This is a genomic window from Mycobacterium sp. E3339 (assembly GCF_001666915.1).
Classification (GTDB): domain Bacteria; phylum Actinomycetota; class Actinomycetes; order Mycobacteriales; family Mycobacteriaceae; genus Mycobacterium.
This window is the reverse complement of the sequence record NZ_LZIZ01000212.1, coordinates 61,086-82,562: the sequence shown is the minus strand read 5'-3', so window position 1 is coordinate 82,562 and position 21,477 is coordinate 61,086. Positions and strand designations below refer to the sequence as shown.

At 67.6% G+C, this 21,477-nt stretch carries 19 protein-coding genes and 1 pseudogene; 7 read left to right on the top strand and 13 right to left on the bottom strand.

The features are described from left to right. Positions 1-190: 190 nt before the first annotated feature. A pseudogene (locus tag A5702_RS19970) lies at positions 191-1,688 on the top strand (bifunctional phosphatase PAP2/diacylglycerol kinase family protein). A gap of 26 nt (positions 1,689-1,714) precedes the next feature. On the opposite strand, the gene dmpG reads toward A5702_RS19970, so the two are convergent. From dmpG to A5702_RS19950, 4 genes are read right to left on the bottom strand one after another with little or no spacing between them, the layout of a single operon-like run. Then, positions 1,715-2,734, bottom strand: a complete 1,020-nt coding sequence (gene dmpG / locus A5702_RS19965) for a 4-hydroxy-2-oxovalerate aldolase (protein WP_068222975.1) — start codon at positions 2,732-2,734, stop codon at positions 1,715-1,717. Continuing rightward, entirely contained in the window at positions 2,731-3,699 is a 969-nt protein-coding gene (locus A5702_RS19960) for an acetaldehyde dehydrogenase (acetylating) (protein WP_068222970.1), read from the bottom strand. Before A5702_RS19960 ends, dmpG begins: the two co-directional genes overlap by 4 nt. Next, positions 3,699-4,487 (bottom strand): 2-keto-4-pentenoate hydratase, encoded by a 789-nt coding sequence (locus A5702_RS19955; RefSeq protein ID WP_068222967.1) that lies wholly within the window; start codon positions 4,485-4,487, stop codon positions 3,699-3,701. Before A5702_RS19955 ends, A5702_RS19960 begins: the two co-directional genes overlap by 1 nt. Next, complete coding sequence (locus tag A5702_RS19950) at positions 4,484-5,143, bottom strand: TetR/AcrR family transcriptional regulator (RefSeq protein WP_068222965.1); 660 nt, start codon at positions 5,141-5,143, stop codon at positions 4,484-4,486. The genes A5702_RS19955 and A5702_RS19950 overlap by 4 nt, the downstream gene beginning before the upstream one ends. 92 nt (positions 5,144-5,235) lie before the next feature. Between A5702_RS19950 and A5702_RS19945 the strand changes: the two genes are divergently transcribed. The 4 genes from A5702_RS19945 to A5702_RS19930 all read left to right on the top strand — a co-directional run bounded on the left by A5702_RS19945 (position 5,236) and on the right by A5702_RS19930 (position 9,618). After that, on the top strand, positions 5,236-6,783 hold the full coding sequence (locus tag A5702_RS19945; protein WP_055401497.1) for a bifunctional 3-(3-hydroxy-phenyl)propionate/3-hydroxycinnamic acid hydroxylase: 1,548 nt from the start codon (positions 5,236-5,238) through the stop codon (positions 6,781-6,783). Positions 6,784-6,794: 11 nt separating this feature from the next. Beyond that, positions 6,795-7,640 carry an alpha/beta fold hydrolase gene (locus A5702_RS19940; protein ID WP_068222960.1) on the top strand — a complete coding sequence of 282 codons (846 nt, stop codon included), beginning with the start codon at positions 6,795-6,797 and terminating at the stop codon, positions 7,638-7,640. 20 nt (positions 7,641-7,660) lie between these two features. Then, the gene (locus A5702_RS19935) at positions 7,661-8,662 is read left to right on the top strand and encodes a VOC family protein (RefSeq protein WP_068223046.1); all 1,002 of its coding nucleotides are present in this window, start codon (positions 7,661-7,663) and stop codon (positions 8,660-8,662) included. Between the two features lie 74 nt (positions 8,663-8,736). Continuing rightward, complete coding sequence (locus tag A5702_RS19930) at positions 8,737-9,618, top strand: antibiotic biosynthesis monooxygenase (protein ID WP_067822911.1); 882 nt, start codon at positions 8,737-8,739, stop codon at positions 9,616-9,618. Here A5702_RS19930 and A5702_RS19925 read toward each other — a convergent pair. The 9 genes from A5702_RS19925 to A5702_RS19885 all read right to left on the bottom strand — a co-directional run bounded on the left by A5702_RS19925 (position 9,598) and on the right by A5702_RS19885 (position 19,816). Continuing rightward, the gene (locus A5702_RS19925) at positions 9,598-10,947 is read right to left on the bottom strand and encodes a hypothetical protein (RefSeq protein WP_231965111.1); all 1,350 of its coding nucleotides are present in this window, start codon (positions 10,945-10,947) and stop codon (positions 9,598-9,600) included. The two genes, A5702_RS19930 and A5702_RS19925, sit on opposite strands and share 21 nt — an antisense overlap. Before the next feature lie 19 nt (positions 10,948-10,966). Continuing rightward, entirely contained in the window at positions 10,967-11,731 is a 765-nt protein-coding gene (locus A5702_RS19920; protein ID WP_067822915.1) for an SDR family NAD(P)-dependent oxidoreductase, read from the bottom strand. Further along, positions 11,728-14,061: a CaiB/BaiF CoA-transferase family protein gene (locus tag A5702_RS19915; RefSeq protein WP_068222956.1), complete on the bottom strand. Its 2,334-nt coding sequence runs from the start codon at positions 14,059-14,061 to the stop codon at positions 11,728-11,730. The genes A5702_RS19920 and A5702_RS19915 overlap by 4 nt, the downstream gene beginning before the upstream one ends. 19 nt (positions 14,062-14,080) lie before the next feature. Beyond that, positions 14,081-15,049 carry an enoyl-CoA hydratase/isomerase family protein gene (locus A5702_RS19910; RefSeq protein ID WP_067822921.1) on the bottom strand — a complete coding sequence of 323 codons (969 nt, stop codon included), beginning with the start codon at positions 15,047-15,049 and terminating at the stop codon, positions 14,081-14,083. 23 nt (positions 15,050-15,072) lie between these two features. After that, on the bottom strand, positions 15,073-15,909 hold the full coding sequence (locus A5702_RS19905; protein ID WP_068222950.1) for a mycofactocin-coupled SDR family oxidoreductase: 837 nt from the start codon (positions 15,907-15,909) through the stop codon (positions 15,073-15,075). Further along, a complete protein-coding gene (locus A5702_RS19900) occupies positions 15,909-17,111 on the bottom strand; it encodes a cytochrome P450 (RefSeq protein WP_068222948.1) in 1,203 nt (400 codons plus the stop codon). Before A5702_RS19900 ends, A5702_RS19905 begins: the two co-directional genes overlap by 1 nt. Positions 17,112-17,340: 229 nt before the next feature. Beyond that, entirely contained in the window at positions 17,341-18,027 is a 687-nt protein-coding gene (locus A5702_RS19895) for a TetR/AcrR family transcriptional regulator (protein WP_068222945.1), read from the bottom strand. 111 nt (positions 18,028-18,138) lie between these two features. Further along, positions 18,139-19,008: a glycine betaine ABC transporter substrate-binding protein gene (locus A5702_RS19890; RefSeq protein WP_231965109.1), complete on the bottom strand. Its 870-nt coding sequence runs from the start codon at positions 19,006-19,008 to the stop codon at positions 18,139-18,141. A gap of 22 nt (positions 19,009-19,030) precedes the next feature. After that, the gene (locus A5702_RS19885) at positions 19,031-19,816 is read right to left on the bottom strand and encodes a VOC family protein (protein ID WP_068222942.1); all 786 of its coding nucleotides are present in this window, start codon (positions 19,814-19,816) and stop codon (positions 19,031-19,033) included. A 191-nt stretch (positions 19,817-20,007) separates the two neighbouring features. Between A5702_RS19885 and A5702_RS19880 the strand changes: the two genes are divergently transcribed. Further along, positions 20,008-20,610 carry a preprotein translocase subunit SecD gene (locus A5702_RS19880; protein WP_068222938.1) on the top strand — a complete coding sequence of 201 codons (603 nt, stop codon included), beginning with the start codon at positions 20,008-20,010 and terminating at the stop codon, positions 20,608-20,610. Between the two features lies 1 nt (position 20,611). Then, positions 20,612-21,439 (top strand): sugar phosphate isomerase/epimerase, encoded by an 828-nt coding sequence (locus A5702_RS19875; protein ID WP_068222932.1) that lies wholly within the window; start codon positions 20,612-20,614, stop codon positions 21,437-21,439. Positions 21,440-21,477 lie beyond the last annotated feature (38 nt).

Sequence of the window (21,477 nt, the reverse complement as noted above, 5' to 3'; positions counted from 1 at the left end):
GGCATCAGCCCCGGAACACGCGCCGAATCGCGCGCGCCAACGGTGGGCGGCCTGGCGAAGGGGGTATTTGGGAGTAATTTCTCCGGCGCATCGATGACTTTGGGCCCTATGCCGCGGAACCTGGGCACCGAAACGATGGCGACGAACCACCAGGCGCTGTGGGGTGTCCCCGATGGCAGGGGTTGAGGCGATGAGGATTCCGCGGTTGCGCTCCTCGCGGGCGGTCCGGCAGATCACTGCGGGCCTGAGCACCCTCGACACTGAGGTTTTCGACGCGATCGCGGAGTCACGGAGTCCGCTGCTCGATAAATTGATGCCGGCGCTCTCCCGGGCGGCCGATCACGGCAAGCTGTGGTTCGCGATTGCGGCGGCGCTGGCGATGTCGGGCAACCGATCCGCCGGCCACGCCGCGGGCCGCGGTGTGGCCAGCCTTGCGGTGGCGAGCCTGGTCACCAATCAGGTGGCTAAGCGGATGTGGCGCCGCAAGCGCCCCTCCCACGAATCCGTTCCGCTGCTGCGACGTCTGCATAAATATCCCAAGTCCAATTCGCTGCCGTCCGGCCACTCCGCCAGCGCCGCCGCCTTCACGGTGGGCGTCGGGATGGAAAACCCGATGCTGGGGCTGCTAATCGTGCCGCTTGCCGGCCTCGTAGGGGTTTCCCGCGTCGGAACCGGTGCGCACTATCCCAGTGACGTGTTTGCGGGCGTCGGCATCGGCGCGTCGATCGCAGTCCTGGGCTCGCGCTTGGTCCCGCCAATAGCCGAGTACAAGCTCCCCTCGGCGGACCCGCTACGCATCGAGACGCCGCCCCGACCCGATGGCGCCGGGGTGGTCCTCGTGGTCAATCCCGCTTCGGGGAGCGGGACCGGGGCGCGCGTCATCGGCGAGGTTCGACGAGAACTGCCGAATGCCGAGATCGTCGAACTCACCAAGAACGACAACATCACAAACGTGTTCCGTGCGGCAGCCGAACGGGCTGAGGTACTCGGCGTCGGTGGTGGCGACGGAACGGTGGCGTGCGCAGCGGCCATCGCGGTAGACACCGGACGGCCGCTCGCGGTCTTCCCGGCCGGCACGTTCAACCACTTCGCGAAGGACATCGGGTGCGACCACCAAGCCAAGACGATCCGCGCCATACAGCAGGGCACCGTTTCGTGCGTCGATCTGTTGTGCTTCAACGATTCCCAGGTGATCGTCAACACCGCAAGCATCGGTACCTATCCGAGGCTCGTGCAAACGCGCGAACGGTTGGAGCACACAATAGGCAAGCCGTTAGCAGCCGCCTACGCAATGCTTCGCGTCCTGCGCCATGAGCAGCCGGTGCGAATCAGCTACGACAACAAGATGATGCAGACATCGCTGGTCTTCCTGGGCAATTCGATCTACCTACCGTCCGGCTTCGCGCCCGCGCAGCGCAGCCGGTTAGACACCGGGTTGATCGATGTTCGCATTCTGGAGACAGGCCGCCCTTTCAGCAAGACTCGAGTCATGACGGCACTCATGCTGGGGCGGCTGCAACGCAGCCGGCTATATCACGAGCATCACGTTCCCGAGTTCAGCTTCCGATCCGTTGACGGGCCGAGCCGCCGTGGCGATGGACGGCGAGGTGGATGGACAGCACGAGCATGCACGCTTCACCGTCCGGTATCGGGCTCTGCCGGTGTTCTGCCCATCGCGACGGCGCTGAGCTTCACAGCCGGACCGCCGCCGCGGTTACGCGGAAGCCCGTTCCCCGGTCAGATCGAGGGCGATATCGATAAGCATGTCCTCCTGGCCGCCGACCAAGCCCCTGCGCCCGGCTTCGACCAGAAGCGTGCGCGCATCGACGCCGAACCGTTCGGCAGTTGCCTCGGCATGACGCAGGAAACTTGAGTACACGCCCGCGTATCCCAGCGTCAACGTCTCCCGGTCCACGCGCACCGGACGCTGCTGCAGGGGCCGCACAAGATCGTCGGCGGCGTCCTCCAGCGCGTTGAGGTCACAGCCGTGTTGCCAGCCCATCCGGGTGGCCGCCGCGACGAAGACCTCCAGTGGCGCGTTACCGGCGCCGGCGCCCATACCCGTCAGTGATGCGTCGACGCGGTGAGCGCCATGCTCCACGGCGACCATCGAATTCGCCACACCCAGCGACATGTTGTGGTGGGCATGGATGCCGACTTCGGTTGCGCTGTCGAGGCTTTGCCGCACCGCGTCGACCCGTTCGGCGACGTCGCGCATGGTCATCGCGCCACCGGAGTCGACGACGTAGACGCACCCGGCCCCGTATCCCTCCATCACGACGGCCTGCTCGGCGAGCTTCTGCGGGGTGGTCATGTGGCTCATCATGAGGAAACCGACGGTGTCCATGCCGAGTTCGCGCGCCGCGACGATGTGGTGCGCGGAGATGTCGGCCTCGGTGCAGTGGGTCGCGACGCGCACGACACTGGCGCCCGCCCGGTGCGCGGCGGTCAGGTCGCGGACGGTCCCGATGCCCGGCAGCACGAGGGTCGCCACCTTGGCCCGTTCTACGGTCCCGGCCACGGCTTCGATCCACTCCAGGTCGGTGTGGGCGCCGAATCCGTAGACGCAGCTGGAGCCGGCCAGCCCGTCGCCGTGGGCGACCTCGATCGAGTCCACCCCCGCCTGGTCGAGCGCCCGGGCGATCTCGGTGACCTTTTCCAGGGTGTAAGAGTGTCGCACGGCGTGCATGCCGTCACGCAGCGTGACATCGCTGATGTACAGCGGCTTGCTCATTTCCTCACTCCCACAGTCGCCATCGAGTGCGCGGCGATTCGTTCCGCGGTGGCCAGGGCGGCCGACGTCATGATGTCGAGGTTGCCCGCGTAGGCGGGCAGGTAGTGCGCGGCGCCCGTCACCTGCAGCATCACCGTGACCCGGGTGCCCATGAACTTCCCGGTCTCCGGGATGTGCAACGGACGGTCGGCGTCGAACGTCTCGAACTGGACGGGTTTGGTGAGCTTGTAGCCCGGCACATACCGGGCGACCCGCTCCACCATCTCGGCGATCGACACGCCGATGGCTTCGTGGTCGCAGTCGCCCTCGACCAGGCAGTAGGCGGTGTTGCGCATGAGGATCGGGGGGTCGGCCGGGTTGAGGACGATCACCGCCTTGCTGCGCTGCGCTCCGCCAACCACTTTGAGCGCGGTGGCGGTCGTCTCGGTGAACTCGTCGATGTTCGCGCGCGTGCCCGGGCCGGCCGACTTCGACGAGATGGACGAGACGATTTCGGCGTACGACACCGGGGCCGCGTCATTGACGGCGGCGACGATCGGCACGGTGGCCTGCCCCCCGCACGTCACCATGTTCAGGTTCGGCGCGTCGATGTGGTCCTCCAGGTTCACCACCGGCACACAGAAGGGCCCGATGGCCGCCGGCGTCAGGTCGAGGACCCGAACGTCCTTGTCGCGCAGCATGTTCCAATGCTTGACGTGTGCGCTCGCGCTGGTGGCGTCGAAAACGAGCCGGATGTCGTCGAAGTGGGACATCGCCAGCAGGCCCTCGATGCCCTCGGACGATGTCGGGACGCCGAGGCGATTTGCCCGGGCCAGCCCGTCGGAGGCGGGGTCGATGCCGATCATCGCCGCCATCTCCAGCGGTCCCTCGCTGCGGAGAACCTTGACCATCAGGTCGGTGCCGATGTTGCCGGATCCGATGATGGCGACCGGATATCGTTCGTTACTCACTGAACTGCCCTTCATCACTCGAAACTCACGCTGACCGAACCGAGTCCGCTGACCGTCGCCGATACGCGGTCCCCGGCGGTGACGAACATGGCCGTGGTGTACGAGCCGGACATGACCAACTCGCCGGCCTCGATTGTGGTGCCGTATTTCGCGACCGCGTTGGCCAGCCAGGCGACGGCGGCGGCGGGATGACCCATCACCGCGGTGCCCGCGCCCGTGGCGACGATCGCGTCGTTGACGGCGAGGGTGGCGGTGGTCTCGGGGAGCGCCGGCGCCCGGCCGATCGGCACCCACTCGCCCAGCACCACCGCGCCGGAGCTGGCGTTGTCGGCGATGGTGTCCGCCAACGTGATCCGCCAGTCGGCGATTCGGCTGTCGACGATCTCGCACGCCGGGGCGACGGCCTCGGTGGCGGCCAGCACGTCGTCGATCGTCACGCCCGGCCCGCGCAGCGGCGCGCGCATCAGGAACGCGACCTCGGGTTCAACGCGCGGCGCGCAGAACGCGGTGACCGGCACGGTCGCGGCGTCGGGTAGCACCATGTTGTCGAGGATGTAGCCGAAGTCGGGCTCGTCCACGCCAAGGAGCTCCTGCATGGGCGCGGAGGTGATGCCGATCTTGTGGCCGCGCAGCACGTGGCCCTCGGCGAGGTAGCGGGCCATGTTGATGCGCTGCACCGAATACGCTTGGGCCACGGTCAGGTAAGGGTGTGTCTCCGTGAGCGGCGCGATCGGTACGCGGCTGTTCTGGGCGTCGTAGAGGAGTTGAGCGGCGTCGGTCAGCTGGGCGGTTTGAACGGTCATGCCGAGTTCCCGGGCTCGAGCAGCTTGGCCGCCATGTCGAAGACGATGCGGACGTGCAGGTCCAACAACCTGGCCAGGTCGACGGAGTCGCCACCGACTTCCTTGGCGATGAACAGCCCGTCGGCGCCGGCGATCGCGTAGGTGGTCAGCAGGTGCACGCCTTCGTCGTCGAGCTCCGGCGCAATCTGCCGCACCATCTCCGCGAACCGGTGGAACGCGCGATCGCGCACCTCGAGGAACATCTCCCTCGCGCGCGGTTCGACGGGCCGGCGCTCCAGGCTCAGCATCAGCCCGAGGCGGAGGAAGTCCGGCGCATCGAGCAAAGCCTTGGCGACCCGGCCGCCGAACTCCGTCATCCACTCGCGGTCCGGCGTCACTTCTGTCAGGTCGAGCTCGGCCAGCCAGCGCTGGAAGCTGCGCTCGATCACCGCCGCGATCAGGTCGTCCTTGTCGGTGAAGTGCCAGTAGATGGAGGTCGGGGGGAGGCCACTCTTCTTGCTGACGAGTGAGATCGTCGTGCCGTCGTAGCCGCGCTCGGTGGCGACTTCGGTCGCCGCGTCGAGGATCCGCTCGCGCGACTGTTCCCCGTTGGCGCGCGTCCGCCGCTGAGCACGGGGTTCGGGGGCTTTGGCGCCGGCCGAATTTTTCTGTGCCACATTCCCTCCTTCTCAGGTGTTGACGATCACGCTATCGAGAGCTTACTGTATGGAGCACTACATTAACAACCTCTCCTCCGAAGGTTCCCCTCATGTCAGACCAACCGATTTATGACGTAGCGATCGTCGGGTACGGGCCGGTCGGCGTCACCGCCGCCAACCTGCTCGGCCAGCTGGGCCTCAAGGTCGTCGTCGTGGAGCGCGATCCGAACATCTACACGCGCGCCAGGGCCATCTCGACCGACGAGGAGGTCGTGCGCATCTGGCAACAGGTCGGCCTGGCCGACCGGCTCAATGCCGACATGCAGCCCGGCAACGGCGCAAACTTCGTCGACGCCAATGGCGTGCCGTTCGTGCGGCTCCTGCCCGTGTCGCGCGGCAACGGCCACCCGCCCCAGCAGTTCATCTACCAACCCGCGCTTGAGAAGGTGCTGCGCGAGGGGGTGGACCGCTTCCCCAACGTCACGGTGATGCTCGAGCACGAGTGCCTACGGGTGGTCCAGCGTGACGAGCACGTCGAACTCATGCTGGCCGATCTTCGCGCCGACGAGTTCCGGCGGATCCGGGCGTCGTACGTGATCGCCGCGGACGGCGGGTCGAGCTTCATCCGCGGGCAGCTGGGCATCGGTTTCAGCGGGCGCACCTACGGGGAGCGCTGGATCGTCATCGACACCAAGGTGCTCAAGGAATGGCCCGGCCACGACCGGCTGCGCTTTCACTGCAACCCCGAACGGCCGACCGTCGACTGCCCCACCCCGCTGGGCCATCACCGGTGGGAGTTCCCGGTGCGCGACGAGGAGGATGAGAAGGACCTCCTCTCCGAGGAGGCGATCTGGAAAGTGCTGAGGCGGCAGGGCATTTCGCCCGACAACGTGAAGATCCTCGGGTTCGCCTGCTACAGCCACCACGTCCGCTTCGCCGACCGGTGGCGCGTCGGCCGCGTCTTCCTGGCCGGCGATGCCGCCCACGCGATGCCGCCGTGGATCGGTCAGGGCATGTGCGCCGGTGTCCGCGACGTCGCGAACCTGTGCTGGAAGCTGGCCGCGGTGCTCAACGGGTCGCTGCCCGAGTCGGTGCTGGACACCTACCAAGCCGAGCGGATGCCACACGTGAAGGAGGTCACCAACCGCGCGGTCAAGACGGGCAAGCTGATCATCCAGCGCGACCCGCGGCGCGCCGCCGTGCGCAACCACTTCTTCCGCACCGCGAGCAAGGTGCCGGGGTTCACGTCCTGGCTCCGCCAGCACCGCTGGCTGCCCGACGCGCGTTACCAGAAGGGTTTGTTGGCGCACAACGGAAACGGTGCCGTCGGCTGGCTCATCCAGCAGCCGTGGGTGGTCGAGGAGAAGGGTGACGCCGTCCGCCTGGACGACGTCATCGGCGGCCGCTGGACCGTGCTGCACCTGGGGCCGGCCCCCGATCTTCGGGAGTGGCGCGAGGCGGGTGTCCCCGTCCTGAAAATCCTTGTGCCCGGCGCCGTTCCGAGCGCGGACAGCGTCGTGGACGCCGACGGCATTCTGACGCGCTGGCTCGACAAGCGCGGCGCGTCGGTGGTGGTGGTGCGGCCCGACGGGTTCGTGTACGCCGCCGCAAAGGAAGACCAGCGGTTGCCGGGGCCCCCGGCCGGGCTGAAGGTTTAAGGAGCGAATTGATGACCAGCAACACCATGATCGAGCGCACCGTGCGCGTCAACGGGAAAGACATCTTCCTCGTCGAGGCTGGGGACGGCCCACCGGTGGTCCTCCTGCACGGCGGCGGGCCGGGCGCATCGGGCGTGTCCAACTATTCGAAGAACATCGAGTCGCTGGCCGAGAACTTCCGCGTGATCGTCCCCGACATGCCCGGCTACGGCCGCTCGTCCAAGGGCGTCGATCGCGACGACCCGTTCGGATTCCTGGCCGATCACATCCGCGGGATGCTCGACCAACTCGGCATCGAGCGCGCGCATCTGGTCGGCAACTCCTACGGCGGGGCGTGCGCGTTGCGCCTCGCCCTGGACACCCCGCATCGGGTCGACAAACTCGTGCTGATGGGCCCGGGCGGTGTCGGGACGAGCCGTGGGCTGCCGACCGCGGGGCTGAAAAGCCTGCTGTCGTACTACGGCGGCGACGGGCCCAGCCCCGACAAGCTGCGCACCTTCATCCGCTCGTATCTGGTGTACGACGGCGAATCCGTCCCGGAGGCCCTGATCGAGTCGCGCTACCAGTCGTCGATCGAGCCCGAGGTCGTCGCCAATCCGCCCCTGCAACGGCCGACGAGCCCAAAGGCGTTGTGGCGCATGGACTTCACCCGCGACCGCCGGCTCAAGCACCTGGCCACCCCGACGCTCGTTATCTGGGGACGTGACGACAAGGTCAACAAGCCCAGCGGCGCGGCGATGCTGGGCGAGCGGATGCCCAACGCCGACGTGCTCATCACGGCGAAGACGGGCCACTGGGTCCAGTGGGAACGCGCCGACTTCTTCAACGCCGTCACCACCGCGTTTCTGACGGCATGACCATCTTTAAGGAGAACCCCATGACCACTGACATCTTCGGCAACGTCCACCTGGGCTATGTCGTGATCGAAACCAACAAGTTCGCCGACTGGAAGCGCTTCGGGCGCGACGCGATCGGCATGCACCTCGACGAGATGCTGCCCGACACGATGCGGTTTCGCTTGGACGCCAACGAATGTCGCTTCCTGCTGCGGCGGGGGCCGGCGGAGGACGTCGTCGCCCTCGGTTGGCATCTCGATGACCACGCCACCTTCGACGAAATCTGCCGGCGGGTCACCGACCACGGCGTGCCGGCCGTGGACGGCTCCGACGACGACGCCAAGCTCCGCGGCGTGGAGCGCTTCCTGCGGTTCCCCGGACCCAACGGGCTGGGCCAGGAGGTGTACACCACCGCCCGCACGGCGCCGCTGGCGCTGGACATACCGGGCAGCGGGTTCGTCACCGGCGCGGGGGGCCTGGGCCACGTGGCGATCTTCACGAAGAAGCCGCACGACATGCGGAGCTACTACGACCACGTGTTCAACGCGCGCCTGTCGGACTACATCGACGAGACGATCAACGGCCTGAAGCTGAAGGTCCGCTTCCTGCGCGTCAACGAACGTCACCACTCCGTGGCGATCGCATCCGTGAATATGTTGCCCGTCAACCCGATTCGCACGCGGGTGCAACACGTGAACGTCCAAGTCGCCACGCTCGACGACATGGTGACGTCGTATCAGCGCGTCAACGCGCTGGGTTTCGAGATGACGATGTCGGTCGGGCAGCACACCAACGACAAGGAACTGTCGTACTACGCGATGACCCCGTCGGGCTTCGAGTGGGAGGTCGGCTGGAACCCGATCGTCGTCGACGAGTCCGTCTGGAAGCCGACGACCCACCAGGGCATCAGCATCTGGGGGCACAAGCCGGAGGGGCAGACGGTGGTCGACAAGCTCGAGATGTTCGCCGTGGCGGCGAGGTCGGCGGTGCACCGCGAAGCGACGGTCCCCGCGCTCAGTTCCCCGCCGATCGCCGACGACTGAGGTAAGCGAGGTGGATAGTGCCGTCATGAGCGCCAACGCCGCCGCCTCGGTCCCGGACGTGTAAGGAGTCGTCGATGAATGGCGCGGACGCCGCGATCGCACATCTGGAACGAGAAGCCGGCGCGGTGACGTCCCACGGTCCCGGCTATGCCACCGTGGTCATATCGCGGCGAGTAACCGACAACGAACACCGGCGGTTTCGACGCTGGCTGCGCCGCCTGCGCCGGGCAATCGAGCGGTCTTCCGGTTACATCGGCATGAGCGTGCAGCCACCCGACGAGAACCACCCGTGCGAGTGGGTGGTGATCTATCAGTTTCGGTCAGAACGAGACCTTGATGCGTGGCTGTGCTCTGCACAGCGCGCGGCCTTGATCGCTGAATGCGACGCATATCTTGTGGATCGGCCTATAGAGCAACGCATCGTTCAACCCCGAACCGATAGCGTCACCCTGATCAGTGCTGTCCGTTTACGCCAGGGAGCCGAAAAGGCCCACCGCGAGCTCCACGAGAATGCCGTGGCGGCCGCCGGCGCGCTGGGTGGTCTTATCCGCCACCAACTCATCCCGGCCGTCGCGGGCGCTCAACCGGACACGGTGGCACTGCTGACGTTTCACACGCGCGACGATCTCGACCGCTGGATGAGGTCTGCGCAACGCCGGGACATTCTGCGCGCCATGTCGGCGCTGACCGAAAGCGAGCGAACCGTCAACGTCGTCGGTGGCTACGCCGGCTGGTTTAGCCCGCCGGGCGCGGCACCCAAACAATGGAAACAAGCGATCGCCGTGATCGCCGGATTGATACCGGTATCACTTCTGGTCACCGCCGTCCGCCAGTCGACCGTCCCCGACCTTCCATTGTGGGCCGTGGTGCCGTTGACCGCGGTGGCGAACGTGGCGATCCTGACATGGCTCGTGATGCCGCTGATCACCCGTGCGCTACGAGGGTGGCTGACCTAACTCATCGGCCGAAAGGTCGGGCCGCATGGGACGGTCGGGGCAACGCGCCGGTGGGGCGGACTCCATCATGCCGCCATCGGCGAGTATGTCATCGAGCAGCACGCCCACGCGGTGCCGTTCCCACACGAACAACAGGTTCGACAGCATCTGCAGCGGTGCCCGCACGCTCTCGTCGTCGCGGATCAGGGGGTGCTCGCGGCTGTCCGGGATGGCCTCGAATCGCCTGCCGATCAACGCGGGCACGCCCAGGAGCCACGCGGCGCCCATTGACGCCGCATACAGCAGCGTGTGCCGGCGCAACCGCGTGGGATCGAGTTCTGGCCCGCCGCAACGACGGAACTCGGCCACGAACAGCTCCAGCAGCTCGTCGAGGTGGGACTCCCACAACCCGGTTTCGGCGCCGGACATGGCTCCCCAGATCGCCATGCCCAGGTTCATCTGCCCGACGCATCCCCAGTCCATCAGGCCGCAGCGCAGAATGCCGCCCGTGTCGCGCCAGAACCACGCGTTGTCGATGTTGGCGTTCCAGTGGCACAGGGCGACGTAGTCGGAGTCACCAGCCAGCAGGCCCGCGATCGTGTGCTCGTGACGCGCCACACGCGGCACATCGTCACGCAGGCGTGCGAGGAGTTCCGGCGAACATGCGGGAAGCAGCCCCGGCCGGGTCCGGGCGAATTCGGCGAGTTGGTCCACCCGGCGTTCCAGCTTGTCGGCCGACAGTGGCGCGCGCTCCCCCACCGTCGCCGCGGCCACGTCCAGCGGGAAGTGTTCGGTCAATGCGGCCGGCAGCCGTCCGGACCGGTGGGTGCCGGCGAGCCGGGCCAGCGCGGTGAGCAGCGCGCGGTAATGCTCGACGGGCCGGGGCATCTCGTAGTCGAGGCACTTGTGGTATTGGGTCTCGATTCCGTTGTCGCCGAATCGAATCCGCTCGGTGATCAGGATCCCGGTGCCGCTGCGGCGGTGATAGTCGGCGAATTGCGGCTCGGGCACCGCGATTGGAAAACCCGGCGCCCTAGCCAGCGCGGCGAACCGCACCTCCGGCTCCATCTGTGTCTTGCCGCGATCGCGCGCCGGGTCGTCGAAGTCGCGCGAGAACTTGACGAACAAATCTGTGCGCAGGTTCGGTGCGGGCTTGGCGTATTCGACCGATAGCGTGACTTTTCGGCCGGTGCTGCCCCCGGTGACCTCGCGGAAATCGGTGACGCGACTGACACTGTTGTCCCGCATCGCCCCCGAGGCGAGAAACGCCTCGGTGAGAAAGCGCGGCCCGCCGGCGTACAGCGCCGCCGCGTCAGCCGGAAACGCCAACCCGTAGTGGTCCCCGACCACCCAATGCGAAGTCAATTGATTACCAGGTTTGTTCGGCCGCTCGCACCAACATGTGATTGACGGCCACCCGGCGATCACGCGTGACCATGAACAGCACCGCGTCGGCGATGTCCTCCGGACGCAACTTGACCATGCCGGCGGTCTGGCGCTCGAACGCCTCCCGCGACGGCTCGGCGAGGTGGCTGAAGATCTCCGTGTCGACCGTTCCGGGGCCCACGACGCCGACCCGCACCCGCTTGCCTAGCACCTCTTGGCGAATCCCCTCGCTGAAGGCGTTCACCCCGAACTTGGTCAGCGAGTAGACGGCGGTGTTGGGTCGGGCGACCCAACCGGCGGTCGAGCTGATGGTGACCACATCCGCCACCCCGCGCGGCGAGTCGGCCGCGGCGTCGATCAGGTGCGGGAGCGCCGCGCGGGTGACATACAGGACTCCCTGCACGTTGACCTTCACCATGGCGTCCCAGTCCCGCAGCGACGCTTCGGCCGCCGGACCGGATTGCATCAAGCCGGCGTTGTTGACCACGGTGTCGAGCCGGCCGAACTCCGCGACCATGCGCTGCACGGCCGCTGCCACCTGTTCGGCGTCGGTGACGTCGGCGGTCACGGCCAGCGCTGTGCCACCGGCGGATTCGATGTCGGCCGTCAGTTCGGCGAGCCGGTCCGCGCGCCGCGCGAGCAGTGCCACCGCCGCGCCCTCGGCGGCCAGCGCCTTGGCCGTCGCCGCGCCGATGCCGCTGCTGGCGCCGGTGACCAAGGCCGTGGTGCGTGCAAGTGTCCCCGTCATGTGCCCAGTATCTCGTGTAGCACGTACTCGGTGTGCTCGCCCAGGTCCGGTGCGCCCCGGGCGATGCGGGCCGGGTTCCGCGCCATGCGCCAGGGCGGCCCGACGATCGGCCGCTGGCCCTCGCGGTGATCGCTGACGAACCGATACAGCTCGCGGTCCCACAGCCGCTGGTCGCCGATGACGTCGACCGAGGTGGCGCTCTTGCAAGCCGGGACCCCCGCCGCGCGCAGGCGGTGGGCGAGTTGCTCGGCATCGTGGTTTCGGGTGAGCTGTGCGAGCTCGGCGTCGAGTGTTTCGGCGTGACAACGCCGTTGGCTAGTGGTGGCATAGCGTCGCTCCCGGGTCAGGGATTCGGCGCCGAGCACGTCGCACAGCGCGCGCCACTGCCCGTCGTCGGCCACGGCCACCGCGATCCAGGCGCGGTGCGCGCAGGGGTAGCAGCCGTGCGGGCACATGTCCGGGTGATCGTTGCCGTCGGGGCCGAGCGGCCGCCCGGTCAGCGCCTGTTCGAGCAGGCGGTCGCCGATCATCGACGACAGTGTCTCCACGGCCGAGAGGTCCACGAATTGCCCTGTGCCGGTGAGTTCGCGATGCAGCAGCGCCACCACGGCGGCATACGCGGCCGCCGCGCCGACGGTCGAATCACCGTAGCGCATGCTCGTTCCGGGCGGCGGCCCACCGCGATAGCCGACCAGCGAGGCGACGCCCGCCAGGGCGGCAAAGCATGGCGCGTAGCCGGTTTGGTGGCCCAGCGGTCCGTCATTGCCCCACATCTTGATCGACACGGAGACGATGTCCGGCTTGATCCGGGTGAGCGCCGAATACCCCAGGCATTGGCGTTCCATCGCTCCAGGGCGCAGGTTGTTGATGACGATGTCGCTGCGGGCGATCAACTCGCGCAGACTGGCCATGCCCTCCGCGGACTTGATATCGAGGTCCACGCTGAGGATTTCGGGGTTGATGCTCAAGAAGTACGGCGCGTGGTCGATGTCGGTCCCGCCGTAGGCGCGCATCTCCTCGGGGCTGCCCGCGGTTTCGACCTTGATGACCTCGGCGCCCAGCATGGCCAGCAGCTTGCCCGCGTAGGGGCCGGCCCACACCTTGGTGAGCTCGACGACCCGCACCCCTTGCAGTGGGCCGCCGCGCGGCTCCCGGGGCGGCTTGAGTTGCGCGGACGTGACCCGCGGCCGCGGGCGCGGCGTGTCGAGGCCGTCCAGCACCTGCCGGTTGTGCCGGCCGAGAGTCGGTGCGGCGGAGGTGATTCGGGCCGGGGTGGCGCTGAATTTGTAGGGCACCGTCGGATACGCCACGTCGCCCAGCACGGGGTGCCTGACCGGCTGGAAGAACCCGCGGTGGCGGTACTGCGCCGACTCGTGCAGGTCCGCGGCGCCGTTCACCGGCACGAGCGGCACGCCCAGGCGCTGCGCCCGGTCGGACGCCTCGTCCTTGGCGAGGTCCCGGACCCACGCCGCGAAGCCGCGCCGAAATGCCGCGACCTTCTCCGCGGTGACGGAGAACTCCAGCCAATCGTCCTCGAACGCGCCCAGCCAGTCCGGGTGGCCCAGCAGTCCCTTCAGGCCCACCCAGTGGGCGCGGCTGGTCATGTACAGGTAGACGTAACCGTCGGCGCACGCGAAAAACGCTGCGGGGCCGGCCTGGTCGTAGTCGCCTCGGTGACCCTGCGCGGTCACCTCGCCGGTGATGAATCGGCCGAGGATGCAGTCGGCGCGGGAGGCCAGCACGGCCTGCGCGGAGAGGTCGATGGACTCGCCGTGGCCGCTGTGCAGGCGCCCGAAGAGCGACGCCGCGACGCAGAGCGCGGCGTCAAGTCCGGCTTCGTAGTCGGCCAGGAACCGGCCCGGCCCCTGCAGGGGCGGTTTGGCGGGATCCGGGTGGCTGGGCGTGTGGTATCCCCAACCGCTGGCGTGGAAGACGTTGATGCTCTTGGCATTGCCGAACTCGGCGGCCGCGAACCGCCCGAACGGGGTGATCGAACAGAACACCACATCGGGATGTCGCCGTGACCAGTCGTCGTCGCGGTCGTCGATGACCGCGTCCGCGGTGCCGATGAGCCGGTGCAGGGTCTCGACGTCGGCGGCCGAACCGACATCCAGCACCACCGACCGTTTGTTGGTGTTGAGGTACGCGAACAGCCCGCTGCCGTCGCGACCGTCGGCCAGGATGGGCGCCATCGCCCGCGTCGGGCTGCCGCGCTCCGGCGCCTCGACCTTGATGATCTCGGCGCCGAAGTCGGCCAACAGCTTTCCGCAGTACTCCCCCGCGACGGACCCGGCCAGCTCGACGACCCGGAAACCCGTCAGCGCCGACATGCGAGCTCTCCCAAGGCGGTCAGGGCTTGGCGCGCCCCGAGCGGCTCAGGCGCCACTCCGGCGGGAAGTTCAGGTCGTTGTCCTTGACGACGTTGTTCAGGCCCTTTTCGAAGGTGCCCTCGGTCAGGTCGACCTCTTGCGCGTCGTTGGTGATCAGCGGCAGCATGCCCTCGACCATCCCGGTGAGCAGGCTGCCGAAGTATTCGCCCTTGTGTTGCTTGTAGAGCTCCAGGAAAGTCTTCTGGACCGCGACGGTGTCGGTCGGGCGCGAGCGCGAGCACGCCAGGGCGTACTTCTCCGTCTCGGCTTCCAGCTTGTCCCGCGGCACCACGCTGTTGACGAAGCCGCAGTCGTACATCTCCTTGGCACTGAATGGGCGCCCGGTGAACAGCATTTCGGAGAACTTGCGCAGGCCCATGGTCTCGGCCCACCACCACAGCCGCGGGCCCCAGCCCACGTAGCGGAAGGCCGGGTGCCCGAAGAGGGCGTCGTCGCTGGAGATCACCAGGTCGGCGTCGCCAGCCTGGTAGAAGTGCCAGCCGTAGCAGTAACCCTTGGCCTCGATGATGCTGATCTTGCGCAACTCCTGCAGCGGCCGGTTACCCGCGCGGGCCTTGGCGTAGAAGTCGGTGACGGTCGACAGGTAGCGATACGATCCGCCGGGCGGGTACTTCACGTCGTCGTCGTTGATCGCGAGCTCGTGCAGCAGCGGCAGGCCCGGGTTCTCCAGCATCGGCCGCTGTTCGGGCAGGTCCCCGCCGCTGCCGAAATCCTCGCCCTCGCCGCGAATCACGACGACCTTCACGTCGTCGTCGACGTTGCACTTGTGGATCAGGTCGGCATAGTTCTGCCGCATGCCCAGGGTGGTGGCGTTCTGCGCGTCGGGACGATCGAACGTGATGTAGGCGATCCGGTTCTTCTTGTCCTTCTCGAACTTGATGTACTGCTCGGCTTCCTTCTTCAGTTCTTCGTAGTCGTATTCGGGCATCGTCTTCTCCTCCTGAATTGGCGCTATTTGAGCAAGCTGCCCGCGTCGACGGGAAGCGAAACGCCAGTGACATAACGCGATTCGTCAGAGGCGAAGAACAACACCGCGTTGCTGATGTCCGCGGGTTCCACCCAGGGCACCGGCAGCGTGTGCATCATCTGGGAGATGGGGGCGAAGTCCTCCGGACCGGGGTTTTCCAGGTCCGGACGGAAGAGCCGGAACGTGTTGTCGTTCATCACCATCGTGGTGCTGACCTGGGTGGGCAGCACCGAGTTGACCCGGATCATGTGCTGGCCCAGTTCGACGGCGAAGGCGCGCATCAGGCCGATCACGCCGTGCTTGGCCGCGACGTAATGGCCGGTGTTCGGGTACGCCTTGCGCCCGCCGACCGAGCTAGTGAGCACGATCGATCCGCCGCGGCCACCCGAAACGATATGCGGCACACCCGCTTTGACCGTGTGCCAAACCCCGGTCAGGTTGATGTCGATCATGTCCTGCCAGACGTTCTCACGGATCTTGTGCAGCTTCCTGCCATCGGTCCCCACGCCGGCGTTCGCGACGATGATGTCGAGGCGCCCGAGTTGTTCGACACCCGCGTCCACCGCCGATTTCAGCGCCGCGTAGTCGCGGACGTCGACCTGCGCGGTGACAATGCGCCGGTCCTGGGCCTTCACCAAGTCGGCCGTCTCGGCCAGGTCCTCGGGCGTCGAATGCGGGTAGGCCAGGTTCTCGATCGGGCCGCAGACATCGATCGCGACGATGTCGGCGCCCTCCTGCGCCAAGCGCACCGCGTGGCTGCGGCCCTGGCCGCGGGCGGCGCCGCTGACGAACGCGACCTTGCCCTCGACGCGGCCCGTCATCAGGGCACCACGGTGGGCAGGGTTTCCCAGCCCCGCACCGACGACGTCGGGCTGAGCTTCGCGTTCGCCATATCGGGCTCCCACTCCGGGAAGCGCTTGAGGATTTCCTCGAGCGCGACGCGCCCTTCCAGCCGGGCCAGCGCCGAGCCCAAGCAGAAGTGGGCACCGACGCTGAACGTGAGGTGCGGCCGGGCCGGGCGGTGAATGTTGAATTCGCCTGCGTCGGGGCCGAACTGCCGCTCGTCTCGGCAGGCCGCCCCGAGCAGCATCAGCGTGACGCTGCCCTTTGGCACCGTCTGGTCGTAGATGCTGACGTCGCGGGTGACATAGCGGGCCATGTGCGGTGCGGGCGGCTCGAAGCGCAGCAGCTCCTCGATGGCCTGCGGGATGAGTGCGGGGTTCTCGACGAGTTCACGACGCTGATCGGGATGTTCGGCGAGAACCTTGCCCGCCCAACCGATCAGACGCGTGGTCGTCTCGTTTCCCGCCCCCGCCACCACGTTGAGGTACACCAGGATCTCCTCGCGCCTCAGTCGCCGCGTGGTGCCGGTCTCGTCGACGAACTCGACGTTGAGCAGCTCGGTCATGATGTCGTCGGACGGATTGTTGGCGCGCCAGTCGATGTAGGCCTCGAACTGCTCGCCCACGGACAGGCCGTGTTCGGCGGCACTCATCGGCTTACCGGGCTCGGTGCGCAACTGGGCGTTGCCGCGGTCGCGAATGTATTCCTGATCCTCTTCGGGGATGCCGAGCAGGGCGCTGATCACCTTCATCGGCATGATCGCGCCCAGGTCGGTGACGAAGTCGAAGCGCCCCGACCCCACCAGCGGATCCAGCGATTGCGCGCAGAACTCGCGGATCATCGGCTCCAACGCGGCGATCTTGCGGGGGGTGAACATGCGCGACAGCAGCTTGCGGTGCACGTCGTGGATCGGCGGGTCTTCGAAGATCAGCATGCCCGAAGGGATTTCGAGGTTGGCCTTGATCAGTTCCATGATCACGCCCCGCGCGGAGCTGTAAGTGGCGTGGTCGACGATCGCCTTGTTCACATCCGCGTATCGACTCAGCGCGTAGAAATCGTATTCGGAGTTGTAATACAGCGGCGCCTCGTCGCGCAGGCGCTTGAACATGGGATACGGGTCGGCAATCAGCTCGACGTCGTACGGATCGAATCGCACGTGGCTGTCGGTGCTCGTCGTCACGAAATCCCTCCTACGGCTGCCGGTTACCGGACATCCCACCGCCTGGCAGCACCGGATCCGGGTCGGGCAATTTATACACTCCGCTTAATTGCCTTGCTATATGACGTGTTCACGGGCTGGGCTGAAATCGGCCCGGCAGTGTGGCCTAACTCTATTCTCGTAGAGAACCACACGGCGAATGGTCTGGCAAGACCCCATGCCGCGCGGCTCGCCGTAGGTGCAGGCGCGGTCATCCGAGCGCCGTGGCCCGGCGCTCGCCGGCGGGGCGCTGCCCCTCCGCGCCGGTCAGCCGGCCGCGGTGGGAACTACGAAGAATGCCGGCCGCGATGGCCGACAGGATCCCGTCGAGTTGCTCGGGACTGTCGACGAGCCGGTCGCCGTGCGCGAAGCGCACCAGAAGGCCGTTGATGAACGTCAGCGTCACGTTGCTCAGGTCCTCGATGACGGCGGGGTCCATGTCCGCGCCGTGCGGCATGAGCTGGACCAGAATCTCGCGGTGCAGCTTGGTGAATTCGTCGGTGGCCCGCTGCAGGATCGCGGCCAGCGACGGGTCGCGGGCGGCCTGCATGGTGAGCTCGTAGCGGGCCTTGGTCCGAAACAATTGCGGCTCGCTGCCGGATCGGATGACCACCTGGGACAGCCGCGAGGGCGAGGGGTTGTTGCCCCGACCGTCGGAGTCGTCGGCAACGGATTTCAGGTCGGCGAGGTCGAGCTCGGCCAGCCGCTCGGCCACGGCGCGCAGCAACGCGGAGCGGGTGCGAAAGTAGAACGACGTGGTGCCGTCGGGCACGCCGGCCTTGCGATCGACCTTGAGATGACTCAATCCCTTGGCCCCGTCGTCGGCCAGCAGCTGAATCGCCGCGTCGCATAAGTCGCGGCGGCGCTCCCCGGGATTGGGCTTTCGGCGTCTGTCCATTGTCTTGGGATGAGAGGCTACTCTATATTCGTAGTGTCGGCAAAGTTTGGCAACCCGGGACGCCGGACGCTCTTTGGCAAGGGAGCGGGCGGGCACCGCCGAGCCAAACGGCTAACCGCCCACGTCCGCATCCTCGATCGCTCGCCCGAAATCACTGATTTTCGTCAGGCCGTAGCGCGCGGCGGTCGCGGCGGTCACCACGATGCCGTTCTTGTTCTCGGCCGGCGCCGGCCGCAGAGCGACGAGCCCCGTCTTCTGCAGCGCCCGGGCGAGCACCGCATGGGCTTGGTGCGGATCCGAGATCCCGCCCCGGCCCCCGTCCAGATAAGCGAGGAGGCTACCCACATACTCGGGGACGAGTCCTACCGCGCCGTCGCGGAGCAGCGGAAAGTACGTGTCGCGGTTGCCGATCCCGAGCCGCCGCTCGACCGGGAAGCCGGCGTCCGCCAGCGCATGGGCGTAGAGCTCCGCCACGGTCACGCTCTCGGCGAAGTTGGCCGAGCCGACGACGATCGCCGGCCGGTCTCTTCGCGATTCGCGCGGCGTCGGGTTGTTCCCTCGCTCGGCGAGGAATTCAGCCGCCGCCGCCGCGGGAGGTGAGCCGCGAAGGACGCGGCGATTGAGCTCGGCGAGGCGCTCGGTCGTGAGTTCCGCGCTGACGGCATCGATCGTCGCGGCGAGGCGTGCTCCGTAAGTCACGCGCAACTCATCGCGCAGGATCGGCGTCACACTCTCGGCGGGCTGGGCGTGCCGGTCATCCTCGAGCAGTACGAAGTCGCCGGCGAGGAGGCGTGGATCGGTCGTGAAGAGCACGCCCACCTGAATCGCTCCCGTTTGCAGCGCGTCGACGGTGCGTGGCCCTCCGGCATCGGTGACACGAAACTTCTTGAAGGTGAGCCCATACCGCGCGCGCAGCAGCGGCAAACAGAGCAATTCGCTTGGACATTCGGGACCAGAGCCGAACACCAACGTCTCGGCCACTATCACGTCCGGCTCCGCTCGTTCACGGGTCGAGCTTGTCGCTTTCGAAGACCAGGAAGCTCGCCCCCTGGGGATCGCTCAGGACGCTGAAGCTGCCCTTCGGCTGCTCCGTCGGACCCGAGAGAACGGCGCCGCCGTTGGCGACGGCGGTTGCGCCAGCCTCGGCGACGTCGGCCACGACGAAGTAGGGCAGCCAGCGCGACGGCCCGCCGGCGTCGGCCGCCGTCGGACCGCGCAGCCCGCCGTTGTCGCGCGCTCCCACACGGATCACCCAGTAGGGCACCGGCATGCCCGCAAGGAACTCGATGCGCCAGCCGAACAGCCGGCGGTACCAGGCGATCGCGGCATCGACATCCGGGGTGGCAAGCTCATTCCACGTCAGGCATCCGGGCTCGTTCACGCAGGTCGCGCCGAATTGCCGGCCGGGCTGACAGAGGTGGATAACCGCCCCGTGCGGATCGCGCACGACCACCAACCTCCCTCGGTCTCCGAAATCCAGCGGCCCTTCGAGGATGGCGCCCCCCAGCGCACGGGCGCGGGCGGCCGCCGCGTCGACGTCGGCGACCGAGACGTGCGAGTTCCAGCGTGGCTCAGCACCGGCGGGGTCGGTCGCGCGGAGCGCATAGAGCCCGGCGACCTCCTGCTGCTCGCGGCGCAACACCGTGTACGCGCCGCCGTTCGCCATGCGCCGCTCGTCCGGCGTCCAGCCGAAGAGCGTCCCATAGAACGCTGTGGCGGCCTCCGGGTCGGTCGTAGCGAGGTCGACCCAGCTGAACGTCCCCTCCGCATACCCGGTGCGCGCTCCCATCCGCGCAGCCTACCCAGGCGAATCGCGCACGTAGGTCGGATCGAGATGCGGGTACGGCGATCGAACGCCCACGGCGCTTCCCGGGATTGGGCTTTCGCCACCCCCGGGACGGCGGGCGCGTGGACCGCCAAGCGCACGCGCGCCGGCGCGGGTGAAACCGGCTGCCGGACGACGACTGGAACAATGGCCGAATGGTTCAACGCCGAGTGCACATCGCTGCGGGCGCCCGACTCGCGTGCGTCGGCCTGCTTGCGACGCTGTTGTGCGGCTGCCACTCGGCGCGGCAGGCGGCCACACCCACCACCTCGAGCGCCGGCGCCACCACCACGACGCCCACGCCGGCACCGCCACCCGCGCCGATCGTGAAAATCGCGCCGTTGCCCGTACGCCCGGTGACCAAATCGCAGCCGACCAGCCCGGAGAAGTGCCCCGCCACCGACCCGAATCGACCGGTGGCCCCGACCGATGCCCTCACCACGTGCGACATCGGGCGGACCACGCTGTACATGCTGGGCCCGGAGTCCATGCAGCTCGGGCTGATACACGTCGATCCGCCGAAGGCGCTGACGGCCGACTTCTACGAGGTGACCCTGATCCTGGACCCACCATCGGCGGCGGCGTGGGCGTCATACACCGCCGCGCACCTGCAGGACCACGTGGCCTTCGTCCGCGGCAATCTCGTTCTGGAGGCGCCGATAATCGAGGACCAGGTCACGTCCGGGCGCATCGCGCTGACGACCCAAACCACCCAGGGCGCCGCGCAATTGGCGCAACTGGCCGGCCGGCCATCCTGACATGACAACGGGCACCGACCGGCTCGGCATCGGCATGCTCAGCGTGTTCGGCCTTCCCCCAGTGGAATTGGTCAACCTGGCGGCGGATCTGGGCTGTCGTTACGTCTCCGCCGCGCTGCAGGGAATGCCGTTGGTGCCGCTCGGCTATCCGCGCTTCTCGCTCAAGGATGACGCCGCCCTGCGGAAAACCCTGGTGGCGGCGATGAATGACCGCGGCGTGACGATTTCACTCGGCGACGGGTTCCTCGTGTTCCCCGGCGCCGACGTGGGCGCGTTCGCCGGCGATCTCGACGTCCTGGCCGAACTCGGCGTTCCGCGGATCAATGTCGTCAGCCTGGACCCGGACCTGCCGCGCAGCGTCGACCAGTTCGGCGCCCTGACTGCGCTTGCCGCCCAACGGAATATCCAGACACTCGTCGAACCGGTGCCCGGCCTGACCGTCGGCGACCTGCCGACCGCGCTGGCCGCCCTGCGACATGTCGGACGCCCCGACTTCCGGTTGCTGATCGACACCATGCATCTGGTCCGCTCGGGTTCGGGCGCCGCCGATCTCGCCGCGATCGACCCGGCTTGCATCGGGTACGCCCAACTCAACGACACCACGCTGCGGCCGCGCAGCGAAAACTACATGGAAGAAGCCATGTTCGAGCGCATGGTGCCCGGCGAGGGCGAACTGCCCCTGCGCGACATCCTTTCGGTGCTGCCGTCCGACATCGTGATCGAAATCGAGGTACCGCGACGGTCGTTGGCGTTGTCCGGGGTCAGCCCGATCGACCGGCTGCGACCATGCGTCGAGGCGGCGCGTCGGTTGCTGTCCGAGATGCCCTGAAGCGGCGCGTCCGCCCCGCACAGGACGGGGCGGACGTC